Origin of the sequence: Nonomuraea sp. NBC_00507 (assembly GCF_036013525.1) — a bacterium.
Lineage (GTDB): Bacteria > Actinomycetota > Actinomycetes > Streptosporangiales > Streptosporangiaceae > Nonomuraea.
This window is the reverse complement of sequence record NZ_CP107853.1, coordinates 11,751,641-11,776,188: the sequence shown is the minus strand read 5'-3', so window position 1 is coordinate 11,776,188 and position 24,548 is coordinate 11,751,641. Positions and strand designations below refer to the sequence as shown.

Here is a 24,548-nt window from a genome sequence, read left to right as displayed (position 1 = left end):
CAGGGAGGTTCGATGAGCACGCCCGGCGAGCTCGAGGCCCAGGCCGCCGGGAGCCGCCCGGGGCGCGGACGCCTTGCCCGGGTGCGCGGCAATGACTACCGCGTGCTCCAGCCCCCGGACGGCTTCATCCCGGAGCTCACGGTCAGCGTGATCATTCCGGCCTACGGCGGGCAGGACAAGCTCGACCTGGTGCTGGCCGGGCTGGCCAGGCAGACCTACCCGGCCGAGCTCACCCAGGTCATCGTCGTCGACAACGGCAGCACGCCGCCGCTGCGCCTGGCGGAGGCCCGTCCCGCCCGCACCCGGTTGATCGTCTGCGCGGAGCCGGGCAGGGCCGCCGCCCGCAACGCCGGCCTGGCGGAGGCGACGGGGGATGTGATCCACTGGCTCGACTCCGACGTGGTGCTCACGCCCGGCGCGATCGAGGCGCACATGCGCTGGCACCACGCGGCACCGTACATGGTCGTCACCGGCTACATCAGGTTCACCTCCGCCGAGGTGCCCGCCCGGCTGCCCGACGATCTGGACAAGCACTTCGAGCCCGCCGAGCCGCACGCCTGGATCGTCGACCTCGTCGAGCGCACGAACGGGCTCACCGACAACCCGCAGCGCCCGTTCAGCCTGCATGTGGGCGGGGCGACCTCGGTCAACGCCCGGCTGGTCGCGGCGGCGGGGCCGATGGACGAAGAGCTGATCCTCGGCCAGGACACCGAGATGGGCTACCGGCTGAGTCAGGCGGGCGCGGTCTTCGTGCCGGAGCCGGCGGCCCGCGCCTACCACCTCGGACCGACGATGCGGATGCGCGACAAGCAGCCGATCGACCGGGTGAGCCACGCGTTGGTGGCCGACCGCATCCCGGCCTACCGCTGGCTGCGGGGGCATCCCGGCCGGCAGTGGAAGGTCCCGTACGTCACGGTCGTGGTGGACGGCACGGCAGGCTACGACTCGGTACGGGCGACGGTTGACGCCCTGCTCGCCGGCACCACGCCTGACATTTCCGTACTCCTCCTCGGCCCTTGGGACGATCTCCAACACGAGCGCCGCGCCCCGCTCCGCGATCCGGACCTCGACCTGGTGCTGGTCCGCGGTCACTACCGGCACGAGGGCCGGGTACGCCTGTCCGCCGCGGAGGACGTCGACCCGGCTGTGCCGTTCGTGCTGCGGCTGCCGGTCGGCTGGATCCCCGGCGAGGACAGTCTGGCGCGCCTGCTCGACCTCGCCCGCGACGAAGGCCTCGGCCTGGTGAACGTGCTGCTCGACGAGTCGTCGCAAGGCGTCGTCGCGGGCCGCCTGGAACGTCTGTCCGCCTTCGCCAGGGCCCGCATCGTGGCCGAGCCGGGGGAGGACCTGGACGACGTGGTGGACGCGGTGTCCGGCGTGGCCTGGGTCGAGGCCGAGACGTACGGGTTCACCACCGAGGCGGCCTCGCCGCTCGGGCGGCGGAGCGCGTACCGGGCCCGGGTGGAGGCCCAGGCCGACGCCGCCCGGCTGGCCGCGGAGGCCGCCCGGCTGGCCAAAGAGGCCGAGCGGCTGCGCGAGCAGGTGGCCAAGTGGAGAGAGGAGGCCGGGCGCTGGCGCAAGACGGCCGTGGAGCTTCGCCGCGAGGTCGGCGCACTGCGCCGCCAGCTCTCCGCCGCCACCCGCACTCAGAAAAGCCTGCGCGGCCTGGTCTCCACGATGAAACGCACCTTGGGCAGACGCCTTCGCACCTGACCCGCCGGTGGGCGTGGGGGTCAGTTGGGGCGGAGGGCTGACTTCAGGCGGCGCAGGAGGGTCTTTTCCGCCGGTTCCGCGGACACCGCCATCGGGGCCGGGATGGTGACCGGGTCCGGCTGCTTGGGCGCGGGCCAGTAGCGGTCCGGGGGCTCATGGCGCACCCCGTGGGTGGTGTCGATGACGGCGTCCAGATCGGCGCCAGGGCCGGCGAGCAACAGGGCGCGGCCCAACGCCGACGTACGCTCCAGACGCGCGGTCCGCCCCTCGGGGAGATCCACGATCAGGACGCCCGCGAGATCCTTCTGGACCGACTCGATCATGCGCTCCAGCGTCACCTTGTGCAGCGGCACCTCCACCGGCCCGCGATAGCGGAACGGCGTCGGCGCAGGCGTGGGGGCGGCCTCGTCGATCAGGCGGATGCGTTCGTCGTGCGCGAACAGGTCACGCATCAGCCGCAGCTCGAAGCACGGATCCGACAACACCGACCGCCGCCCGGACTCCAGCCGCGACCAGGGTCCCACCAGCGTCACCACGACGTCCTGGAGCTTGCCGTCCAGCGCCGCCGCCACCGCCTGCCGCACCACGGACTCGGAGGTGTCGGTGACGTCGAGCACGATCTCTACGTACGGCACCAGCCACCGCCGCCCCCGATCCTTGCGCAGGTCCCTGCGCAGCGGGATCCGGTGCGCCAGATACGGCTCCACGGCCCGCACGGCCCGCTCCCGGTCACGGTGCTGCGCGGGCAGCCCCAGGTGCACGGCCTGCGCGTCCAGGTCGGGTACGAACACGACGCCGTGCATGGCCAGCCGGTAGGCGAACTCGGTGTCCCCGCCCCGCAGCACGGTCGGGTCGAGCCCGCCCACGGCGTGGAAGACCTCCCGGGGAAGCGCGAGGGTGGGCCCCGTGCACACGTGGTACGGATTGCGGCTCTTGCGCAGCCCGTCGGTCTTGGCGATCGTCGCCTCGGTGGAACTGGGCGCGGCCCCGTCCAGGTCGAACAGCTCTCCCAGGTGTCCCGCCTGGAAGACCTCCTCCGGCGTGACCGGCGGCATCTCCACGAACCTCTTCATGCCGATCGAGACCAGATAGTCCGTCACGTGGTGCCAGCGGGCCAGGGCCTCGATGTGCTCGCGGCAGGCCACCATGTCGGAGTCGAGCCGCTGGATGATCTCGCCGTCGGCGGCGTTGGCGCCGGTGTTGACGGCGCTGGAGATGCCCCAGCCGTCCCGCACGGGAACGATGCGGGTGTTGACCGGCCGGATTTCGGGCAGCCGAATAGGTGGCCGGCTGCCGTCGTCGACGACGAGGACCTCCATCAGGTGGTCCGGGTACGTCTGCGCCGCCAGCGCGGCCAGCACCAGGTCGAGCTTGTCCTGCCCGCCGTGCGCGGGTACAACGACGCTCACGGAAAGGGCGGGCGACCAGGCGCCGAGCGGCGGCGTTGCCAGCGGTGAATAGTCGTTCTGCCTCAGAGCAGGACGCGCGTTCATGATGGTGACCCCCTGGGCTAGCACCTTATCGGGAGATGCTGAGAATGTCCTGAATAGTGGCCCTGTCTAACCGGTACGTCCGACCGGTGGACGCGGATCCGTGCCGGCCGCCGGCACCCCGTACACTCGGTGCCCAACACCGCAGGTAGGGAGTCATCAATGAGCAGGTCGTGGCGTGGCCTCATCGAGGAATACCGCGAACGTCTTCCCGTCACGCCGAAGACGCCTGTCATCACGCTGCTTGAGGGCGGCACGCCGCTGGTACCCGCGCACCGCGTGTCGGCGCTGACGGGGTGCGACGTCTACCTGAAGGTCGAGGGGGCCAACCCGACCGGCAGCTTCAAGGACCGTGGCATGACCATGGCCATCAGCAAAGCGGTCGAAGAGGGGGCCAAGGCGGTCATCTGCGCCTCGACCGGCAACACGTCGGCCTCGGCCGCGGCCTATGCCGTTCGCGCAGGGCTGACGTGCGCCGTTCTGGTGCCCCGGGGGAAGATCGCCATGGGCAAGCTGGCCCAGGCGCTCGTGCACGGCGCCACGCTGCTGCAGGTCGAGGGGTCGTTCGACGACTGCCTGGAGATGACCCGCAAGTTGTCCTCCAGCTATCCGATCGCGCTGGTCAACTCGGTCAACCCGTTCCGGCTGCAGGGACAGAAGACGGCCGCGTTCGAGATCGTGGACACCCTGGGCGACGCCCCTGACATTCACTGCATCCCCGTGGGCAACGCGGGCAACATCTCCGCCTACTGGATGGGCTACCAGGAATATTTCGCCGACGGCGTGGCGACCAAGCGGCCTCGCATGTTCGGGTTCCAGGCCAGCGGTGCGGCGCCGATCGTCGAGGGCGCGCCGGTGTCGCACCCGCACACGATCGCCACCGCGATCCGCATCGGCAACCCGGCGTCCTGGGGGCTGGCCACGGCGGCCCGGGACGAGTCCGGCGGGGCGATCCAGTCGGTGACCGACCGGCAGATCGCGGCCGCGTACAAGCTGCTCGCGCAGGAGGAGGGCGTGTTCGTGGAGCTGGCCTCGGCGGCCAGCGTCGCGGGTCTCCTGCAGGCGCACGCGCAGGGGCTGGTCGAGCCGGGGCAGCGCATCGTCTGCACGGTCACCGGCAACGGGCTCAAGGACCCGGACTGGGCGATCTCGGGGGCACCGGCGCCGGTGGTAATCCCCATCGACGTCCACGCCGCCGCGGCGGCGCTCAACCTCGCCTGACGAGGGCGGACAGGGAGTTGCGTGAATGAGGACCGTTGACATCCGCGTGCCCGCGACCTCGGCGAACCTGGGCCCGGGATTCGACGCGCTCGGCCTGGCACTGAGCCTGTACGACGAGGTCGAGGCGGCACTCACCGACGAGCCTGGCGTGCACGTCGCCGTGGAGGGTGAGGGCGCGGGGGACGTCGATCTCGGCGAGGGGCACTTGATCGTCAAGACGATGCGCGAGACGTTCGCCCGCATGGGGGTCGCGCAGCCGGAAGGCATCCGCCTGCGCTGCCGCAACAGCATCCCGCACGCCCGGGGACTGGGCTCGTCCTCCGCGGCCGTCTGCGCCGGGATCCTGGCCGCCCGCGCGCTGTCGGGGGCCGAATTCCCCGACGACGAGGTGTTCGCGCTGGCCACCGAGATCGAGGGGCACCCGGACAACGTGGCGCCGTGCCTGGCCGGCGGATTGACCGTGGCATGGTTTGACCACACCGGGTCACCACGTATGGTGAAACTAACTCCCGATGAGCTGATCCGCCCTGTCGCCCTGATTCCGTCGGCGCGACTGGCCACGGAGACCGCGCGGGGGTTGCTGCCGAAGGACGTGCCCCACAAGGACGCCTCCTTCAACGCCGGCAGGGCCGCGTTGCTGATAGCCGCGTTGACCCAGCGTCCGGAGCGACGGCTCTTGCTCGCCGCCACGGAAGATCGACTCCATCAGCATTACCGCGCGCCTGCGATGCAGGCGAGCGCCGATCTGATAGAACGTCTCCGTGCAGTGGGCGTGCCCGCGGTCGTTTCGGGAGCGGGTCCCACGGTTCTTGCGTTTTCGACATCGGATACGCAGGATTTGATCGCGCCAGAAGTGGGTAATGACTGGCACATCCAGCTAATGGACGTCGACCCGGTTGGTGCGAACGTTCAGTTCCCCGAGACACGCTGATGCCTCTTTAGACCTTCAGGGAATAGCCGTGTGCGCTGGTGATGTTAGGCTGGTAGCCGCACCAGATGCCCCCTTGGTGGGTGCGTGCTTGTCAGCCACACATCGCTGCATCTCGCTTCACGTCGCGAGACGTGGGCGGCGCGGCTGTCTCCCCGAAATCAATAGCCTCCGGTTGGCCCACACCCGGTTGGTCTTGAACGAGGCGGCGACGACGGGGATCTGCGCGTTCGATTCACATCGACATCTGGTTGGCGACAGCAATCTGGGGGGTGTCAGCCACGCGCCACGGCCCATTGGCGGCGTGGACCAGCCCCTCCCCAAGAGTGGCGGCCGTCTCCAGCGACAGCCGAAGATCGCAAAGTGCACCCCGACCCGGTCTGTCCCGCCGGATCGCAAGCACCTCCGGGACGCCCGGCAGAACAAAACCGGCGCCCGACCCCTGGGAAGGACCTTTTAGTTGAGCGACACCACCGAACTCCTCTCCGACGCATCAGGCGCAGAGCCGGCGTCCGGCGACACCCCCACTCGCGCTCCGGCCAAGCCGCGTGCGCGTCGCTCCGGCACCGGCCTGTCCGCCAAGGTGCTGCCCGAGCTGCAGAAAATAGCGGCGGAGCTGGGCATCAGCGGGACCGGGCGCATGCGGAAGAGCCAGCTCATCGCGGCCATCCAGGAGAAGCAGGGTGGCGGCGCAGGAGAAGGCACGCCGGCTCCCGCGGCCGCCGCCGAGGCGCCTGCGGCCACGCCGGAGGCGGCCCCGGCCGCCGAGCGCCCCACCCGTGCGCGCAGGGAACGTTCCCGCGCCAAGACCGCCGAAGAGCCCGCCCCGCAGCCCGTTGTGGCCGCGCCGGAGCCCGTGGCCGCGGCGCCCGAACCTGTCGTCGCACCGGCCGAGCCGGTCGTGGAGCAGCAGCCCCAGGCCGTTGAGGCCGCGCAGGGCGAAGGTCGCGGCGAGCGTGGCGAGAGCCGCAGGGAGCGCCGCACCCGCGGCGAGCGTCGTGAGCGCGGCGAGCGCTCCGGCAGCGACCGCGGTGAAGGCGGTCGTGCGGAGAGCATCAGCCGCGGCGACCAGCGCGTCGCCGACGCGGGTGGCCGCGGCGACCAGCGTGGCGACCAGCGTGGCGACCTGCGCGGTGACCTGCGCGGTGACCAGCGCGGTGACCAGCGCGGTGACCAGCGCGGTGACCAGCGTGGCGACCAGCGTGGCGACCAGCGTGGCGACCTGCGCAGTGACCAGCGTGGCGACCAGCGTGGCGATCAGCGTGGCGATCAGCGTGGCGATCAGCGTGGCGACCAGCGCGGTGGCGGCGACGAGGACGAGCGCGGCGGGCGCGGTCGCAGAGGCCGCTTCAGGGAGCGCAACCGCGGCCGAGGCCGTGACCGCTTCGAGAGCGGCGAGCCCGTCGTCAGCGACGACGACGTGCTCATCCCGATCGCCGGCATACTGGACATCCTCGACAACTACGCGTTCGTCAGGACCAGCGGCTACCTGCCGGGCAGCAACGACGTTTACGTCTCGCTCGCCCAGATCCGCCGCAACGGCCTGCGCAAGGGCGACGTCATCACCGGCGCCGTCCGGCAGCCCCGCGACGGCGAGCGGCGCGAGAAGTTCAACGCCCTGGTCCGCCTCGACACCGTCAACGGCATGGACCCGGAGCAGGCCCGCAACCGGCCGGACTTCAACAAGCTGACGCCGCTCTATCCGCAGGAGCGCCTGCGCCTGGAGACCGAGCACAACATCCTGACCACGCGGATCATCGACCTCGTGTCGCCGATCGGCAAGGGCCAGCGTGGCCTCATCGTCTCGCCGCCCAAGGCCGGTAAGACGATGGTGCTGCAGGCCATCGCCAACGCGATCACCCGCAACAACCCCGAGTGCCACCTGATGGTCGTGCTCGTGGACGAGCGGCCTGAAGAGGTCACCGACATGCAGCGGTCGGTCAAGGGCGAGGTCATCCACTCGACCTTCGACCGTCCCGCCGAAGACCACACCACGGTCGCCGAGCTCGCCATCGAGCGGGCCAAGCGCCTGGTGGAGCTGGGTCACGACGTGGTCGTCCTGCTCGACTCGATCACCCGCCTCGGCCGCGCCTACAACCTGGCGGCCCCGGCGTCCGGTCGCATCCTGTCGGGTGGTGTCGACTCCACGGCGCTCTACCCGCCCAAGCGCTTCTTCGGCGCCGCCCGCAACATCGAAAACGGCGGCTCGCTGACGATCCTCGCCACGGCCCTGGTCGAGACCGGGTCCAAGATGGACGAGGTCATCTTCGAGGAGTTCAAGGGCACCGGCAACATGGAGCTCAAGCTCAACCGGTCCCTGGCTGACAAGCGAATCTTCCCCGCGGTGGACGTGGACGCGTCCGGCACCCGTAAGGAAGAGATCCTCATGGTCAGGGAAGAGCTCCAGGTCGTCTGGAAGCTGCGGCGCGTGCTGCACGCGCTGGACATGCAGCAGGCTCTTGAGCTGCTCCTGGAGCGGATGAAGGACACCAAGTCCAACGCGGAGTTCCTCCTCCAGGTCCAGAAGACCACGGTGGGCAACGACCGCGACTAGCGGCTCCTGTAGGAAAAGGGGCGGCAGGGGTTCTCCCTGCCGCCCCTTTTCCATTGGTACGGAGCGGGCGGACGGGTATGGGGTGCTGGTGTGGCGGAGGTGGGGGTAGCCTTACCTCGGGCCGGACGGCAGCCACATTCACGCGCGCCGCTCCGGCGGGCAGGCTTGGGGCATGCGATCGCTGGCGTTGAAAGACCGCGTGCCGTTCGGGCCGAAGGGCCCGCTGGGGGTCCTGGTCGATCCGATGACGTGGCGTGCGGCACCGTACTTGCTGGTCAGCGTGGCGTTCGGGCTCGGCTGGTTCATCGTGTTATCGCTGGCGGTGCCGACCTCGCTCTCGCTCACGGTCCTCTGGGTCGGCGTGCCCCTCGCGATGGCGACCATGCTGATGTGGCGCGGCGGGGCGATGCTGGAGCGCAGGATACTGGGGGCGGCGCTGGGGGTCAGGATTCCCGACCCGTACCGGAGCCGTCCCGAGCGCGGGCTGGGCGCGCACATCCACTGGCTGGTGACGGATCCGGCGACCTGGAAGGACCTGGGCTACCTGCTGATGCTGCTGCCGCTCGGGCTGGTGGAGGCGGTGGCGTCGGCCGCGTTGTGGATCGCCACGGGCGGTTTGCTGCTCGCGCCCTTCATCCTGGCGGTGGATGAGGCGATGGGGGCAGGCGATTACTTCATCGAGGAATGGACGGCCGCCTGGGTGGCCACGTTCTTCGGCGTCGTGCTGCTCGTGCTGACCGCGTACCTCGTTCGGGGGATGGCCTGGCTGCACGGGACCCTTGCCGTGGTGCTGCTCGGCGGCAGCGAGGAGGAGCGGCTGCGGGCCAGCCGCGCCCGGGGCATCGACGCGGCGGAGACGGAGCGGCGCAGGATCGAGCGCGATCTGCACGACGGCGCGCAGCAGCGGCTGCTGTCCGTCGCGGTGGACCTGGGACGGGCGCAGGCCAAGTTCGACGCCGAGCCCGAGGAGGCCAGGATGCTCATCGCGCAGGCGCACGCGGGCACCAAGGCCGCCATCGCCGAGCTGCGCAACCTGGCCAGGGGCATCCATCCGGCCATCCTGAGCGATCGCGGGCTGGACGCGGCCCTGTCCGGGCTGGCCGCGCGAGCGCCCATCCGCGTGGACGTGTCGGTCGAGCTGGAGGAGCGGCCGCCGGCCGCGGTGGAGAGCATCGCGTACTTCATCGTCGCGGAGGCGCTGGCCAACATGGCCAAGCACGCGGCCGCGACGGAGGCGTCGGTGTCGGTGTTCAGGGACCGTCGCGGAGTGATCGTCGACGTGTGGGACAACGGGGTCGGCGGCGCCGTCGTCACCCCCGGCGGCGGGCTGTCGGGACTGGCCGACCGGGCGGCCACCATCGACGGCGTGCTCGTGGTGCACAGCCCCATCGGCGGGCCCACGATCGTGCGTGCGGAGCTGCCCTGCGAGTGGTAGTCATGTGGCCATGCGCGTGGTCATCGCCGAGGATTCCGTACTCCTGAGGGAAGGGCTGGCCCGGTTGCTCGCCGACGGCGGCATCGAGACCGTGGCGAGCGTCTCCGACGGGCTCGCGCTGGAGGCGGCGGTGCTGGAGCACGACCCCGACCTGGCGATCGTCGACGTGCGCATGCCGCCCACGCACACCGACGAGGGCCTGCGGGCGGCGCTGCGGGTCCGCCAGGCCCGCCCGGACTTCCCCATCCTGGTCCTGTCGCAGTATGTCGAGGAGCGCTACGCGGGCGACCTCATCGGCAGGGCCGTCGGCTACCTGCTGAAGGAGCGGGTGGCCGACGTGGCCGAGTTCCTGGAGGCGGTGCGGCAGGTGGCGGCGGGCGGCACGGTCATCGACCCCGAGGTGGTCGTGCAGCTGCTCAGCCGCCAGCGGCGCGGCGCCCCGCTCGACACGCTCTCCCCTCGCGAGCGCGAGGTCCTCGCCCTGATGGCCGAGGGCCGCTCCAACACCGCCATCGCCGCCCGCCTCGTCGTCACCGAAGGCGCGGTCGAGAAGCATATTTCCGGCATCTTCGCCAAGCTGGCCCTCGGGCCGGCGCCCGAGGACCATCGGCGTGTGCTGGCCGTGCTGACCTATCTCGGCCGCTAGTTACCTGACGTCCACGAACTCCTGCGGCGACAGCGAGCTCCGCGTCGTTTTCGTGCCGGGCACCCTGACCCGGAAGTAGCCGTCCTTCTTCGCCGTGTACGTCTTGGCGTACTTGCCGGTCGAGGTGGCCTTGGCGAAGCCCATGAGCTTGTACGTCTTGGTGCCCTTGGCCTTGAAGTACACCTCCACGATCTTGCCCTTGTACGCCTTCGTGCCGCGGTAGACCTTGCCGTACACCTTGAACGTCTTGCCCTTGGTCACCTTGTTCGGCGCGGCGATCGTGACCCGCGACTTGGCCTTCTTGGACGCGCCGCCCTCGGGCGCCACGACCGTGAACGCCGCCACGCCCTTGAGCGTCTCCCCGCCCTTGTGCGCGTACACCTCGAGGGTCCAGTCGCCGGGGGTGCTGTCGTCGGCGAAGTACGTGCTCCCGCGGTAGCGGCCGTCCGCCTCCTTGGCCAGGTCGCCCAGGTCGTAGAACTCGCCGCCCGCGTCGCTGACGAGCTTGGCCGACACCGTGGTCGCGTCCTTCACCGACGCCTCGACCGAGACCTGGACGTCCTTGCCCTTGACGAGCTGGACGGGGTTCGGGCTGACCTTCGCGCCGGTGATCCCCTGCTTGCCGGAGACCTTGACCACGAACGGCGTGGTGTTGGCGCCGGTGCCGCGGGTGACGACGACGCTCAGTTTCCACTCGCCGGCCGGGTCGTCCTTGCTGATCGGCCACTTGCCGGTGATCTTCTGCGTCGCCGCGGTGTCGCCCGTCCTGAAGTCGAACGTCACCGTCTTCGCCGCCTTGCCCGGCGGTTCGATGGAGCCGGTGACGCCGGAGACCTCGGACGGCCCCTTGAGCGTGAGCGTCACGACGCCTTCGACGTCGTTCTGGAGCGGGATGGACGCGCTCGCGGAGGCGTCCCCCGTGAAGTCGTCGGCCATCGTGGCGGCGGCGCTCACACCGGTGCCCGCGAGGAGAACGGCGGCCCCCATGGCGATCGCGAGCAGCGATCGCACCCTTCTCTTCATGCCTGGGATCCTTACCAAAGTGAGGGATGGTGGCAGGGAGCCTAATGTGACATTCGGACCTCTGCTGCGTAGATCGCGGGGAATGTCCGATGGCCTGGGATGGTTGGACGATCTGGCACACTGGTAGCTGACCGTTTTGCGGTTCCGGTTCCCGCCATGCATAAAGGCGACCCGGCGGCCGCGCCCCGAAAGGACAGCGATGAAGCCCGACATCCACCCTGACTACAACGTGACGCAGGTGACCTGCTCCTGCGGCAACACGTTCACCACGCGCAGCACCGCCAAGAACGGTGTGATCCACGCCGACGTGTGCTCTGCCTGCCACCCGTTCTACACCGGCAAGCAGAAGATCCTCGACACCGGCGGCCGGGTGGCGCGCTTCGAGAAGCGCTTCGGCAAGAAGGCCACGGGCAACTAGCTTCACTCACGCCGGCCCGGACGCTCGCGCGAGCGCCGGGTCGGCGTTGTTGGTGAAGAACCCGAAACGACTGAAGGACGCACGGTGAACCTCGACGAGTTGCTCAAGGAGTATTCCGAGCTGGAGCTGCAGCTCGCCGACCCCGCCGTGCACGCTGACCAGAGCAAGGCCCGCACCCTCGGCAGGCGCTACTCCCAGCTCACGCCGATCGTCGGCACCTACCGCGAGCTGGAGTCCGTCCGCGAGGACCTGACCGCCGCCAAGGAGCTGGCCGGCGAGGACGAGTCGTTCGCGGCGGAGGCCGCCGAGCTCGAAGGGCGCGTCCCCCAGCTGGAGGAGCGGCTCAAACACCTGCTCATCCCGCGTGATCCCAACGATGACAAGGACATCATCATGGAGATCAAGGCGGGCGAGGGCGGCGAGGAGTCCGCGCTGTTCGCGGGCGACCTGCTGCGGATGTACCTGCGCTACGCCGAGCGTCTCGGCTGGAAGACCGAGGTCATCGACTCCCAGCCGTCCGACCTGGGCGGATACAAGGATGTCACGGTCGGCATCAAGGCCAAGGGCGACGAAGGCGTGTGGTCCAGGCTCAAGTTCGAAGGCGGCGTGCACCGCGTGCAGCGGGTGCCGGTCACCGAGTCACAGGGCCGCATCCACACCAGCGCCGCGGGCGTGCTCGTCTACCCGGAGGCGGAGGACGTCGACGTCCAGATCGACCCCAACGACCTGCGCATCGACGTCTACCGCTCCAGCGGCCCCGGCGGCCAGAGCGTCAACACCACCGACTCCGCGGTCCGCATCACCCACCTGCCCACCGGCGTGGTCGTCTCCTGCCAGAACGAGAAGAGCCAGCTGCAGAACAAGGAGTCGGCGCTGCGCATCCTGCGGGCCCGGCTACTGGTCATGGCGCAGGAGGAGGCCGACGCCGCCGCGCAGGCGGAGCGCAAGTCCCAGGTGCGCACGGTCGACAGATCGGAGCGCGTCCGCACCTACAACTTTCCGGAAAACCGCATTTCCGACCACCGTGTCGGCTTCAAGGCGTACAACCTCGACCAGGTTCTCGACGGCGAGCTCAACGCCGTGACGCAGGCCCTCATCGACGCCGAGATGGCGGAGAAGCTCGCACAACACTCATGACATTTCTGCTGGACGAGATCGCCCTCGCCACCGCGCGGCTGGCCGAGGCCGGCGTGCCCTCACCGCGCACCGACGCGGAGGAGATCGCGGCCTTCGTCCACGGCGTGCGCAGGAGCGAGCTCCACACGGTCAAGGACGGCGACTTCGACGCGTTGTTCTGGGAGGGCGTGGCCAGGCGCGCGGCCCGGGAGCCGCTGCAGCACATCACCGGGCACGCCTACTTCCGCTATCTGGAGCTTTCGGTCGGGCCCGGCGTGTTCGTGCCGCGGCCCGAGACCGAGGTGATGGCCGGCTGGGCGATCGAGACGCTGCGCGAGATGGACGTCACCGCTCCGCTCGTGGTCGACCTCGGCACCGGGTCCGGCGCGATCGCGCTCTCGATCGCCCAGGAGGTGGCGCTGGCCGAGGTCCACGCCGTGGAGGTCGACCCCGCGGCGTACACGTGGGCCAAGCGCAACATCTCCGAGCACGGCCAGGGCCGTACGCATCTGCACCCCGAGGATCTCGCCGAGGCGCTGCCCGAGCTCAACGGCAAGGTGGACCTGGTGATCTCCAACCCGCCCTACATCCCGCCCGGCGGGATCCCGCGCGACCCCGAGGTGCGCGACTACGACCCCACGCGGGCACTCTACGGCTCCGGCGACGACGGGCTCGGCGAGGTCCGCGCGGTCGAGCGCACCGCCCGCCGCCTGCTGCGACCCGGTGGCTGGGTCGCCGTCGAGCACGCCGACGAGCAGGGCAGGGCCGTCTATCTGACCTTCCCCGAGGACAACGGCTGGCGCGACGTGCGACTACGCCAAGACCTCACGAGAAGAGATCGTTTCGTCACCGCAAGGCTGGGCCAGGAATAGGATTCTTGCCGTGGGAAGACGTTTTGACTGCTCAGACCCCGAGCAGCGGGCCGAGGGCCTGCAGGAGGCCGCCGCTGCCGTGCGCAGGGGCGAGCTCGTGGTGCTGCCGACCGACACCGTCTACGGCATCGGCGCCGACGCGTTCACGCCGTCGGCGGTGACCGCGCTGCTGGACGCGAAGGGGCGCGGCCGTGACATGCCGCCGCCCGTTCTCGTCGGCACCGTCAGAGCCGCCACAGCGCTCATAGACGACATGGGAGCCTATGGCCAGGACCTGATAGACGCCTTCTGGCCTGGGCCGCTCACGCTCGTCTGCAAGGCCAACAGGGCCCTTTCCTGGGACCTGGGGGACACCAAGGGCACGGTGGCCGTACGCATGCCGCTCGACTCGGTCGCGCTCGAGCTGCTCAAGGAGACCGGGCCCATGGCGGTCTCCAGCGCCAACCGCTCCGGCGCCCCGGCCGCCACCACGGCGGAGGAGGCCGAGGAGCAGCTCGGTGAGTCGATCGCGGTCTACCTCGACGGCGGCAAGACCACCGACAACACGCCGTCCACCATCCTCGACCTGACCACGGCCGTGCCCAGAATGTTGCGCCGCGGCGCGATCCCGGTGGAGAAGCTCCGCGGCATCATCGGCTACGTCGCCACTGACGACTGATCGGTTGACCTGGCAGGCCGACGTATACCGTCTGCTTATCCCGGCTGCGGCCGCGCTCCTCCCAAGATTACGGTGAGGCCCGGAGCGGCTATAGGTCCGGGGAGTGGTTCATGGGCAAGTTCGATGGCATGGATCCCAAGCTGGTCCGTGATCTGCTGTCCGAGGTGAAACACGCGGCCACGCAGATGCGTACGGCCGAGGATCGGGTCAGGCTCGAGTTGAGCCGGGCCGGGCTGTCCGCCCAGACCACGCACCGTCCCGTCCAGATCGCCGACGCGGCCGAGGAGATGGTCAGGGATGTGAACAAGCGGCTCGAGGTCCTGGAGAAACGGGTCGACGAGCCGCGGGGGACAGGGGACGCACCTCGGTCCGGGGGCGGGGCCACGGACGACGACGAGCCCAAGGACGTGCGCGGGGAGCAGGACAGGTACGACAATCCGCGCGCCGGTGAGAAGCCCGACGAGGTGACCCCCAAGGACGACGACGTCAAAACGGGCGAGGAACCCAGAACCGGGTCGGACGGAAAGACGGATACCGACGGTAGGACGGGTTCGGACGGCAAGACCGATGCCGACGGTAAGACGGGTTCGGACGGCAAGACCGATGCCGACGGTAAGACGGGTTCGGACGGCAAGACCGATGCCGACGGTAAGACGGGTTCGGACGGCAAGACCGATACCGACGGTAAGACGGGCTCGGACGGCAAGACCGATACCGACGGCAGGACGGGCTCGGACGGGGAGACCGGCTCCGACGGGAAGACGTGCGACGACGCCGACGACACTGGGATCGGCAAGGACACGGGGACGGGCAAGGACACCGGCACTGGTGGGGACGCCGGCACTGGTGGAAGTACCGGTGAACAGCCCGCCGATCAGCCCAAGGATGACGATCTGGACAGTCGGCGCGAGCGTGGGGCCGAGGCGGACGGCGGTGGGACGGACACCGGTGCCGCGGCGGACACCCCGGCCAAGGACCACCCCGACGACACCGATGCCACCAAGCCGCAGGTCGTGGTGGTGGACGGCGTCAAGGTCCTGCAGATCCCCCTCGACCCGCCCACGGCCGAGCAGATAGAAGACCTGTTGGAGAACACCGACAAGGTCCAGCCGGCCGAAATGCCGAAGATGCCGGCCGACGCCACCGCCGCCTCGAACGTCAACGCCTGGGCCAACGACGGCAGCGACGTCGTCTCCGCCGACGCCACCCCGCCCAACCTGGACGCGCTGAAGACGGTGATCGAGAACCACCGCGACATCCCACCCCTGGACATGCCGGGGGTGGAGGTTCCGGCGGGTGAGTACGGCAAGGGCCAGTGGGCCGAACGCGACATCCGCCCGGACGGCGACCCGGGCTCCATCGCCCCGGGCGGGCCGACCACGGCCGCGGGCGACCAGGTGACCCTCCCGCCGACGTCATCTGCCTCGGACGGCACCGGCCCGACGGCCACATCGGGCGCAGGCGGCTCCGGTCCGGCCGGCACAGGCGGCGGCGGCACGACGGGCGCCTATCCGGCGGACGGGTACGGTTCGGTGGGCATCACGCCGATCGATGATCCCTCCTCGGCCTCGCAAGCCGACGATGCCTGCGACTCCGCCACGGGCACCACGCCTGACGGTAAGGACACCACGCCTGATGGCAGGGGCACCACGCCTGATGGCAAGGACACCACGCCCGACGGCAAGGACACCACGCCCAGAGACACGGGCACACGGCCAGGGGACGCCGATGGCACGCCAGGCGGCACCGGGACGACGCCCGGTGGCACCGGCGCGACGCCGGGCGACACCCCGTCGGACAGCGACACCGGCGTACGGATCCCGCCCACGCCACCCGCCGGCGATGCCGGCGCGAACACGGGAGCCGCCGGCGACGCCCCCGGCGCGGGGACAGCCGATGAGCCCCGCACCACGACACCGGACATGCGGCCCGATGCCGGTGGCACCACGCCGAGCGGCACTCACGGCACCACGCCGGACGGCATCTACAGCGGTGGGCCGGATGGCGTGCACGGTGGCGCGGTGGCCGACGCCTACGGTGACCGGCGCGCCGACGCCGACGGTGTGACGTCGGCGGGTGGGCACGGCGTGGCGGCCGTTGCCGAGGCAGGCGGCGAGGGCGAGAGCCGGTCGGGGGTCGAGGCGTGGGCGAGCGACGGCAGCGACGTGGTCTCCATAGACGTCCCCCCACCCAACCTCGAAGCCCTGAGGACGGTGATCGAGAACCACCGCGACATCCAGCCGCAGGAGATGCCCTCTGTGCAGATCCCGCCCGGCGAGTACGGCAAGGGCGAGTGGGCGCCTGAGGACATCCGCCCGGACGGCCCGCCGGGCGCGGTCGATCCCGGCACGCCGGAAAGGAGCTCCTGATGTACGTCGATCCTCCTGCCCCCGAGGCCTGGACCAACAAGTCCCGACCTCCGGAAGAGACCACCGGATCGCTGGCGACCCCGCCGGGCGCCCATCGGTACAACCCCGAGTACGAGCGGCTGGTCGATGCATGGAACGCCGTCATGCCCCAGCTGAATGCGCTCAAAACGGCCCTCGACAAGGCCTACAGCCTCGCCAGGAGCCCCCAGACGTGGGACGCCCCGGTGGGCGAGCGCTACGTCCAGGACATCCGCGAATGGCGCACCAGGCTGGCGGCCTACCGCCATGCGGTGCTGACGGCGATCAGTGACCGCGCGGCGGACACTCCACAGTGGCTGCCGTCCTCGGCAGTCATGCCGCGCTACCCCGGGTAACCCCACCTTGTGGGCGAACCGGACATCAGGGCGTACATTGGGGAAATGGGTACGCCACCCTATTACGGCCCGGATTTCGGGCTGCTGCAGAAGCAGGATCCCGAGCTCGCGCAGGTGCTGCTCGACGAGCTCGAGCGCGTGCGTGGCGGGCTCCAGCTGATCGCGAGCGAGAACTTCACCTCGCCCGCCGTCCTGGCCGCCCTGGGTTCCACGCTCACCAACAAGTACGCCGAGGGCTACCCAGGCCGCCGCTACTACGGCGGCTGCGAGGTCGTCGACCGGGCCGAGCGGCTGGCGATCCAACGCGCGAAGAAACTCTTCAACGCCGAGCACGCCAACGTCCAGCCGCACTCGGGCGCCTCCGCCAACCTGGCCGCCTACGCCGCGCTCCTGCAGCCCGGCGACACCATGCTGGCCATGGCGCTGCCGCACGGCGGCCACCTCACCCACGGCTCGAAGGTGAACTTTTCGGGAAAATGGTTCGACGTCGTGTCGTACGGCGTGCGCCGCGACACCGAACTCATCGACTACGACGAGGTCAGGGATCTGGCGCTGCGGCACCAGCCGAAGCTGATCGTGTGCGGGGCGACGTCGTACCCCAGACTGATCGACTACGGGACCTTCCGCGGCATCGCCGACGAGGTGGGGGCGTGGCTGATGGCCGACGTGGCGCACCCGATCGGGCTGATGGCGGGCGGCGCGATCCCCTCGGCGGTGCCGTACGCGGATGTCGTGACGTTCACCACCCACAAGGCGCTGCGGGGGCCGCGTGGCGGGGCCATCCTGTGCACGGAAGAGCTGGCCAAGAAGATCGACCGGGCGGTGTTCCCGTTCGTCCAGGGCGGGCCGCTGATGCACGCGGTGGCGGCCAAGGCGGTGGCGTTCGGGGAGGCGATGCGGCCGGAGTTCGCCGACTACGTCAACAAAGTGATCGTGAACGCCCGGGCCCTGGCCGAGTCGCTGACCGGGGAGGGGATGCGGGCCGTCTCCGGCGGCACGGACACGCACCTGGCGCTGATCGACCTGCGTGACGTGGGAGTGTCAGGCGCCGAAGCGGAGCAGCGGTGCGCGGCGGCGGGGATCACGCTCAACCGCAACGTGATCCCCTACGATCCGGAACCGGCGTCCATTACGTCAGGTATCCGGGTGGGCACACCGTGTGTCACTACGCAGGGGATGGGGCCCCAGGAGCTCAAGGAGGTGGGGACGCTGGTGACCAGGGCCGTGCGCCATCCGGGGAGCGCGGGGGAGGTCAGGGAAAGAATTGCGGCGCTTCTGGCCATCCATCGGCCATATCTCAGCGAATATTAAGCTGGTCTGTGTCGTTTTCCGGTCACAGTCGGCCGGAGCATCCGGGAAACTAGGTCCGTGCGCGAATACCTGTTCATGGCGCTCATCTCGGCAGCCGTGACCTATCTGCTGGTTCCGCTGGTGCGCCGCTTCGCCATCCGCATCGGCGCCATGCCGGAGGTTCGCGCGCGTGACGTGCACACCACGCCGACGCCCAGACTGGGCGGTCTGGCGATGTACGGCGGCCTGGTCGTGGGCCTGCTGGTGGCCAGTCAGCTCACGCACACGGGCAAAGCGCTGACGCACACCGAGGCCGACGCGGTGACGGCGCTGATCGTGGCCGGCGGGCTGATCACGATCACCGGGTTCCTGGACGACTGGTGGGGCATGGACGCCTTCATCAAGCTCGGCGGGCAGATCGCGGCGGCAGGGGTGCTGGTCTTCTTCGACCTGCGGCTGCTCTACATCCCGTTGCCGCAGGACTGGGGCGGCTCCACCAGCCTCGACTACACCCTCAGCACCGTGATCACCATCATGGTCGTGGTCGTGACCATCAACGCGGTCAACTTCGTCGACGGGCTCGACGGCCTGGCGGCCGGGATCGTCTGCATCGCCGGCATGGCCACCTGGGCCTACTCGATCTTCCTCGCCGAGAACATCAGCGGCGGGCGCATCACCACCACGGCGGCCATCGCGGCCATCCTCATCGGCACCTGCCTGGGGTTCCTGCCGCACAACTTCCACCCGGCGAAGATCTTCATGGGCGACACCGGGGCCATGCTGATCGGGCTCGTGCTCGCCTCCTCCATCGTCACCGTGACGCCGGTCGACCCGGGGATCATCGAAGGCATGAACAAGGTGCCGGTGCTGCTGCCGCTGCTCCTGCCGGCCGCCGTGCTGATCCTGCCGCTGGTCGACCTGATCACCGCTGTGGTGCGGCGCACCTCGCGCGGCCTGTCGCCGTTCGCGCCCGACCGCGGTCACCTGCACCACCGGCTCATGGACATCGGCCACTCGCACCGCAGGTCCGTGCTGATCATGTACGCGTGGGCGTTCCTGTTCGCCTTCGGCATCGTGGGCATGTCCACGATCGGCGTGCCGGTGCTGTTGTTCCCCGTGGTCATCCTGCTGGCCCTGGCCGTGCTCGTGCTGATGGCCCTGCCGCGCTGGCGGGGCAGAGGCGGTGCGCACGCCGCCTCGCGCGGCAAGCAGCCCGACGACGACGGCCCGCCCACCGGGCCCATGCCGCCGATTCCGCCGGAGCCCGAGGTCAGACGACGGATGCCGCCGGGGGACGGCCCTTCGCGCGAACGTGCGTCGGCCGAGGGAAATCCGGTCATTCCAGCCTTTCCTAGTCGTTCTTGATCGCGAACTAGAAACGGCAGGTAAAAGCGGTCTTCCGTGAGCTTGTGATATCTTTCACGAGCAGGGGCCTTCAGAGGCAGATGCTCTGGGGGTAGCAAACGCTCGCTTGATAACACGCTGATGGAGCACCAATGCAGGCCAACGACGTGCGCGTACTCAAGAGCGCCGCGATTCCGACCCTGACGGTCGGGGTGGTCGCCGTGGTTGTCTCGCTCCTGATGGCAGGTGGCAAGGGAGCTCTGGGCGCCGCGCTCGGTACCTTGCTGGTCGGGGTTTTCTTCAGCATCAGTGTGGTAGCGGTGTCCTATGCCGCACGGGTGTCTCCCCAGATGATGGCGATCGCGGCGATGGTGAGCTATCTCGTCAAGGTCGTCGTCATCATGATCGTGCTGACCGCGTTCCGCGACACCACGGTCTGGAACACGCTGGCGTTCGCCTGGTCGGTCGTGATCTGCACGCTCGTGTGGACCGGCTTCGAAGTGCGCGCCTTCATGAAGACCAAGATGCTTTACGTCGACCCTGAGGCCCGAGTCCCCGGAAAGGGCGACTCATGAGGCTGGTGTACGGGCAGGGTCCGATATGACTAGTCCTCTACTCGCCTGCTATCGTCAGGGCCGCGATGAGCGCACAGGAACGCCGACCGGAAGAAGACGGTCGCGACTTCGCCGATGCCATGTGGTCGGTCCCCAGCTATCTGCTCGCGGGGATGGTCTTCTACGGCGGTCTCGGCTGGTTGCTGGACCGCTGGTTGGACATGTCCGCGTTCTTCCCCATAGGCGTCGTCCTGGGGGTCGTGCTCGGTGGCTATCTGGTCTACCGGAAGTTCGGTCGCTAGCCGACGCAGCGATCGCTTCGCTGAGGAAACCCTTGTGAACTACTACGACGTTGAAGGGAACGCCGCGTGAGTGCGCTGACGCTCCTCGCTCCACCAGCCGACCAGTTCGGGGCGCCTACGCCTGAAGAGCTGTTCAACCTGCCGCCCATCATCCCCGGGGTCGAATGGTTCACGAAGCCGGTTCTGCTCGCGCTGCTGAGCGCGGTGTTCGTGATCGGCCTGTGCTGGGCAGCCTTCGCCAACCCCAAGGTCGTCCCAAGGGGTGTGCAGAACGTCGTCGAGTACGGCTACATGTTCGTCCGCGACCAGGTCGCCCGGCCCTTCCTGGGCAAGGACGCCGACCGGTGGATGGGCCTGCTGGTGACGCTCTTCTTCATGGTCCTGGTCTGGAACCTCATGGGCGTCATCCCGGTGCTCCAGTTCCCCGTGGCCTCGCACATCGCTTTCCCTGCCGTGCTCGCGATCTCGATCTACGTGCTCAAGGTCTACCTGGGCATGAAGCACCAGGGCCCGTGGGGCTACTTCAAGAACATGATGTTCCCGCCGGGGCTGCCGAAGCCGATCTACGTGCTGCTGTCGCCGATCGAGTTCCTGTCCAACCTGATCATCGCGCCGTTCACGCACGCGGTCCGACTGTTCGCCAACATGTTCGCCGGCCACATGCTGCTGGCGTTCTTCAGCATGGTCGGCTTCTGGTTCCTCTTCGAGCAGCTCTCGCCGCTGGGAGCACCCGTGGGTGTCGTCGGCGTGGTCATGACCATCATCCTCACCGGCTTCGAGATGTTCATCCAGTTCCTGCAGGCCTTCCTGTTCGCGATGCTGGCCGCGATGTACATCGGCGGCTCGCTGCACGCGGAGCACTGAGAACCACATACCGGAATATCCATGACCGGTGACACCCGAGTCGCCGGCCGTCCAGTAAAGGAATAACAGCAATGGGCATTCTCGCTGAGGTCTCCGGCAACGTCACCGCCATCGGTTACGGTCTCGCCGCCATCGGCCCCGGCATCGGCGTCGGCATCATCTTCGGTCAGGGCGTGCAGGCCATTGCGCGCCAGCCCGAGGCCTACGGCCTGATCCGCCAGAACATGCTCCTCGGCTTCGTTCTTACCGAGGCCCTCGCCCTGATCGGTCTGGTTGCGCCGTTCATTTTCGCGGGCATCCGCTAGATCGCCCTTCTGACGAAAGGCTGCACTCATGAGGTACATGGCAGCTACGCTCCTCGCCGCGCCGGAAGAGCACGCCTCCAACCCGCTCATCCCGCACACGTACGAGCTCGTCGTCGGTATCTTCTCGTTCGCCGTCGTCTTCTTCGTCGTTGGCAGGATGCTCATCCCGCGTATCCAGAAGACGCTGGCCGAGCGGACCGACGCGATCGAGGGCGGCATCAAGAGGGCTGAGGAAGCCCAGGCCGAGGCCCAGGCCCTGCAGCAGCAGTACGCCGAGCGGCTGGAGGAGGCCCGTCGGGACGCGGCCAGGCTGCGCGAGGAGGCTCGCGAGCAGGCCGCGCAGATCAAGGCCGAGCTCCGTGAGGAGGCGCAGGCCGAGGCCCGCCGCCTCGTCGAGGCCGCGCACGCGCAGATCGAGGCCGATCGCCAGGCGGCGTTCGCGCAGCTCCGCGCCGAGATCGGCCGCCTGTCGACCGACCTGGCCGGCCGCATCGTCGGCGAGTCTCTGACGGACGAGGTCCGCCAGAGCCGCATCGTGGACCGGTTCCTCGACGAGCTGGAAGCCGGCAGCGCGCAGGCGGTGCGCTGATGCGTGGTTTGAGCAGGACGTCGCTGGCCGAGGTCGAGGAGCGGTTCAACGCGGTCGCCGGCAGTGCCGACCTCGGTGCGCTCTCCGACGAGCTGTTCGCGGTCGCGGATCTGCTCGACCGTGAGCACGGCCTGCGCCGGGCCCTGTCCGACCCTGCCAGGTTCGCCGAGCAGAAGGCGGGCACGGTGGGCGCGCTGCTCACCGGCAAGGTCGCCCAGGCCACGCTGGACACCGTCGAGGCCGCGGTCTCGGCCAAGTGGTCGCGCGCGGGTGACCTGCCCGACGTGCTCGAACGGCTCGGCATCGTCGCCGCGGCGGCGGAGGCCGAGAGCCAGTCCAGGCTCGACGAGGTGGAGGACGAGCTCTTCCGCTTCGGCCGCATCGTCGCCGCCAATGCCGACCTGCGTCTCGCGCTGACCGATCCGGCGGCGCCCGAGGAGGGCAAGCGCCAGCTGCTGCGCGACCTGCTCGGTGACAAGGTCGCTCCGACCAGCCTGCGCCTCATCTCGCAGCTGGTTGCGCACCCGCGAGGGCGTAGCCTGGAAACAGGCCTGGAAGAGGTCGGTCAGCTCGTGTCCGCGCAGCGCCAGCGCCTTGTGGCGGTGGTGCGCAGCGCCGTCGAGCTGACCGAGGGGCAGAAGCGCCGCCTGACGGCGTGGCTGCGCACCTCATACGGCCGCGACGTGCACCTGAATGTCGAGGTGGACAAGCGAGTGCTCGGTGGGTTCTCGGTCCGCATCGGCGACGAGATCATCGACACCACCATTGTGGGACGAATCGAAGAAGTCCGCCGCCGGTTGGCCGGCTAAGGCGAATAGGGAGACAGAGTAGAGATGGCGGAGCTTACGATCCGGCCGGACGAGATCCGGGACGCGCTTGAGCGCTTCGTCCAGGCGTACGAACCGGAAGGCGCCGCGCGCGAGGAGATCGGGACCGTCGTCGACGCCGGCGACGGCATTGCCCATGTCTCCGGCCTTCCCTCGGCGATGGCGAACGAGCTGCTCGAGTTCGAGAACGGCACGCGCGGCCTGGCACTTAACCTCGACACCCGCGAGATCGGTGTCGTGGTCCTGGGCGAGTTCAGCGGCATCGAGGAGGGCCAGACGGTCCGCAGGACGGGCGAGGTCCTGTCCGTGCCCGTCGGCGACAACTTCCTCGGCCGCGTGGTCGACCCCCTCGGCAACCCGCTCGACGGCAAGGGCGCCATCGAGTCCGAGGGCACGCGTGCCCTCGAGCTCCAGGCCCCCTCGGTCGTCCAGCGGCAGCCGGTGAAGCAGCCGCTGCAGACCGGCATCAAGGCGATCGACGCCATGACGCCGATCGGCCGCGGCCAGCGCCAGCTGATCATCGGTGACCGTGGCACCGGCAAGACCGCGATCGCCGTGGACACCATCCTCAACCAGCGCGAGGCCTGGGCCTCCGGCGACCCCGAGCAGCAGGTCCGCTGCGTCTACGTCGCCATCGGCCAGAAGGGCTCCACGATCGCGCAGGTCAAGGCCCGCCTCGAGGAGACAGGCGCGATGGATTACACCACCATCGTCGCCGCCCCGGCCTCCGACCCGGCCGGCTACAAATACCTTGCCCCCTACACCGGCTCGGCCATCGGCCAGCACTGGATGTATCAGGGCAAGCACGTTCTGATCATTTTCGACGACCTGACCAAGCAGGCCGACGCCTACCGCGCCGTGTCCCTGCTGCTGCGTCGCCCGCCGGGCCGCGAGGCCTTCCCCGGCGACGTCTTCTACCTCCACTCCAGGCTGCTGGAGCGCTGCGCCAAGCTGTCGGACGACATGGGCGGCGGCTCGATGACGGGGCTGCCGGTCATCGAGACCAAGGGCAACGACGTGTCGGCGTTCATCCCGACCAACGTCATCTCCATCACCGACGGGCAGTGCTTCCTCGAGACCGACCTGTTCAACGCGGGCGTGCGCCCGGCGATCAACGTCGGTATCTCGGTCTCCCGAGTCGGTGGCTCGGCGCAGGTCAAGGCGATGCGCAAGGTCGCGGGCACGCTGAAGCTGTCGCTGTCCCAGTATCGCGACCTGGAGGCGTTCGCCGCGTTCGCCTCCGACCTCGACGCTGCCTCGCGCGCTCAGCTCGACCGCGGCCAGCGCCTGGTCGAGCTGCTCAAGCAGCCGCAGTACTCCCCGTTCGCGGTCGAGAAGCAGGTTGTGTCGGTGTGGTCCGGCACCACCGGCGAGCTCGACGAGGTGCCGGTCGAGGACGTCCGCCGGTTCGAGACGGAGTTCCTCGACTACCTGCAGTCCTCGCACAAGGGCATCCTCGACACCATCCGGGAGACCAAGGAGCTGCCCGACGACACGGTGACCGCTCTCAAGGACGCCATCACGGAGTTCAAGAAGGGCTTCACCACCTCCTCGGGCGAGCTGCTGGTCAAGGACGAGCCGGTGGCGCCGCTCGAGGCCGGCGAGGTCGGCCAGGAGAAGATCAAGAAGGTCGTCCGTCCGGCGGAGAAGAAGTAG

At 69.3% G+C, this 24,548-nt stretch carries 23 protein-coding genes; 21 read left to right on the top strand and 2 right to left on the bottom strand.

Annotated features, from left to right (window positions below):
* Window positions 1-12 precede the first annotated feature (12 nt).
* A complete protein-coding gene (locus OHA25_RS56040; RefSeq protein WP_327584948.1) occupies window positions 13-1,713 on the top strand; it encodes a glycosyltransferase family 2 protein in 1,701 nt (566 codons plus the stop codon).
* Window positions 1,714-1,733: 20 nt separating this feature from the next.
* Here the strand turns inward: OHA25_RS56040 and OHA25_RS56035 are convergent, their stop codons facing one another.
* Window positions 1,734-3,206, bottom strand: coding sequence for a glycosyltransferase (locus OHA25_RS56035; RefSeq protein WP_327584947.1), 1,473 nt, complete (start codon window positions 3,204-3,206; stop codon window positions 1,734-1,736).
* Window positions 3,207-3,365: 159 nt separating this feature from the next.
* On the opposite strand from OHA25_RS56035, the gene thrC reads away from it, so the two are divergent.
* The 5 genes from thrC (at window position 3,366) to OHA25_RS56010 (ending at window position 9,987) form a co-directional block, all read left to right on the top strand.
* Window positions 3,366-4,424: a threonine synthase gene (gene thrC / locus OHA25_RS56030; RefSeq protein ID WP_327584946.1), complete on the top strand. Its 1,059-nt coding sequence runs from the start codon at window positions 3,366-3,368 to the stop codon at window positions 4,422-4,424.
* Between the two features lie 25 nt (window positions 4,425-4,449).
* Complete coding sequence (gene thrB / locus OHA25_RS56025; protein WP_327584945.1) at window positions 4,450-5,355, top strand: homoserine kinase; 906 nt, start codon at window positions 4,450-4,452, stop codon at window positions 5,353-5,355.
* 457 nt (window positions 5,356-5,812) lie between these two features.
* A complete protein-coding gene (gene rho / locus OHA25_RS56020; RefSeq protein ID WP_327584944.1) occupies window positions 5,813-7,906 on the top strand; it encodes a transcription termination factor Rho in 2,094 nt (697 codons plus the stop codon).
* Window positions 7,907-8,078: 172 nt separating this feature from the next.
* Window positions 8,079-9,341: a sensor histidine kinase gene (locus OHA25_RS56015; protein WP_327584943.1), complete on the top strand. Its 1,263-nt coding sequence runs from the start codon at window positions 8,079-8,081 to the stop codon at window positions 9,339-9,341.
* A 10-nt stretch (window positions 9,342-9,351) separates the two neighbouring features.
* Window positions 9,352-9,987, top strand: coding sequence for a response regulator transcription factor (locus OHA25_RS56010; protein WP_327584942.1), 636 nt, complete (start codon window positions 9,352-9,354; stop codon window positions 9,985-9,987).
* Here OHA25_RS56010 and OHA25_RS56005 read toward each other — a convergent pair whose 3' ends face one another.
* Window positions 9,988-11,010 (bottom strand): hypothetical protein, encoded by a 1,023-nt coding sequence (locus OHA25_RS56005; protein WP_327584941.1) that lies wholly within the window; start codon window positions 11,008-11,010, stop codon window positions 9,988-9,990.
* 199 nt (window positions 11,011-11,209) lie between these two features.
* Here OHA25_RS56005 and rpmE point away from each other — a divergent pair, with 199 nt between their 5' ends.
* From rpmE to atpA, 15 genes are all read left to right on the top strand, one after another.
* A complete protein-coding gene (gene rpmE / locus OHA25_RS56000) occupies window positions 11,210-11,428 on the top strand; it encodes a 50S ribosomal protein L31 (RefSeq protein WP_327584940.1) in 219 nt (72 codons plus the stop codon).
* Window positions 11,429-11,512: 84 nt separating this feature from the next.
* Window positions 11,513-12,565 carry a peptide chain release factor 1 gene (prfA, locus tag OHA25_RS55995; protein WP_305918392.1) on the top strand — a complete coding sequence of 351 codons (1,053 nt, stop codon included), beginning with the start codon at window positions 11,513-11,515 and terminating at the stop codon, window positions 12,563-12,565.
* A complete protein-coding gene (gene prmC, locus OHA25_RS55990) occupies window positions 12,562-13,416 on the top strand; it encodes a peptide chain release factor N(5)-glutamine methyltransferase (protein ID WP_305918391.1) in 855 nt (284 codons plus the stop codon). Before prfA ends, prmC begins: the two co-directional genes overlap by 4 nt.
* Before the next feature lie 10 nt (window positions 13,417-13,426).
* Window positions 13,427-14,074: an L-threonylcarbamoyladenylate synthase gene (locus tag OHA25_RS55985; RefSeq protein ID WP_305918390.1), complete on the top strand. Its 648-nt coding sequence runs from the start codon at window positions 13,427-13,429 to the stop codon at window positions 14,072-14,074.
* Between the two features lie 110 nt (window positions 14,075-14,184).
* Window positions 14,185-16,443, top strand: coding sequence for a hypothetical protein (locus OHA25_RS55980; protein WP_327584939.1), 2,259 nt, complete (start codon window positions 14,185-14,187; stop codon window positions 16,441-16,443).
* Window positions 16,443-16,817, top strand: a complete 375-nt coding sequence (locus tag OHA25_RS55975) for a hypothetical protein (protein WP_327584938.1) — start codon at window positions 16,443-16,445, stop codon at window positions 16,815-16,817. The genes OHA25_RS55980 and OHA25_RS55975 overlap by 1 nt, the downstream gene beginning before the upstream one ends.
* Before the next feature lie 45 nt (window positions 16,818-16,862).
* Complete coding sequence (gene glyA / locus OHA25_RS55970; RefSeq protein ID WP_327584937.1) at window positions 16,863-18,128, top strand: serine hydroxymethyltransferase; 1,266 nt, start codon at window positions 16,863-16,865, stop codon at window positions 18,126-18,128.
* A 57-nt stretch (window positions 18,129-18,185) separates the two neighbouring features.
* On the top strand, window positions 18,186-19,472 hold the full coding sequence (locus tag OHA25_RS55965; RefSeq protein ID WP_305918386.1) for a glycosyltransferase family 4 protein: 1,287 nt from the start codon (window positions 18,186-18,188) through the stop codon (window positions 19,470-19,472).
* A gap of 131 nt (window positions 19,473-19,603) precedes the next feature.
* Window positions 19,604-20,026 carry a hypothetical protein gene (locus OHA25_RS55960; protein ID WP_327584936.1) on the top strand — a complete coding sequence of 141 codons (423 nt, stop codon included), beginning with the start codon at window positions 19,604-19,606 and terminating at the stop codon, window positions 20,024-20,026.
* 65 nt (window positions 20,027-20,091) lie between these two features.
* Window positions 20,092-20,307, top strand: coding sequence for an AtpZ/AtpI family protein (locus OHA25_RS55955; protein WP_305918384.1), 216 nt, complete (start codon window positions 20,092-20,094; stop codon window positions 20,305-20,307).
* 66 nt (window positions 20,308-20,373) lie between these two features.
* Window positions 20,374-21,171 (top strand): F0F1 ATP synthase subunit A, encoded by a 798-nt coding sequence (gene atpB, locus OHA25_RS55950; protein WP_327584935.1) that lies wholly within the window; start codon window positions 20,374-20,376, stop codon window positions 21,169-21,171.
* Between the two features lie 71 nt (window positions 21,172-21,242).
* Window positions 21,243-21,476 carry an ATP synthase F0 subunit C gene (gene atpE, locus OHA25_RS55945; RefSeq protein ID WP_327584934.1) on the top strand — a complete coding sequence of 78 codons (234 nt, stop codon included), beginning with the start codon at window positions 21,243-21,245 and terminating at the stop codon, window positions 21,474-21,476.
* Window positions 21,477-21,513: 37 nt separating this feature from the next.
* Window positions 21,514-22,065 (top strand): F0F1 ATP synthase subunit B, encoded by a 552-nt coding sequence (locus tag OHA25_RS55940; RefSeq protein WP_442942009.1) that lies wholly within the window; start codon window positions 21,514-21,516, stop codon window positions 22,063-22,065.
* Window positions 22,065-22,874: a F0F1 ATP synthase subunit delta gene (locus OHA25_RS55935; protein ID WP_327584932.1), complete on the top strand. Its 810-nt coding sequence runs from the start codon at window positions 22,065-22,067 to the stop codon at window positions 22,872-22,874. The genes OHA25_RS55940 and OHA25_RS55935 overlap by 1 nt, the downstream gene beginning before the upstream one ends.
* Window positions 22,875-22,898: 24 nt before the next feature.
* On the top strand, window positions 22,899-24,548 hold the full coding sequence (gene atpA, locus OHA25_RS55930) for a F0F1 ATP synthase subunit alpha (RefSeq protein WP_327584931.1): 1,650 nt from the start codon (window positions 22,899-22,901) through the stop codon (window positions 24,546-24,548).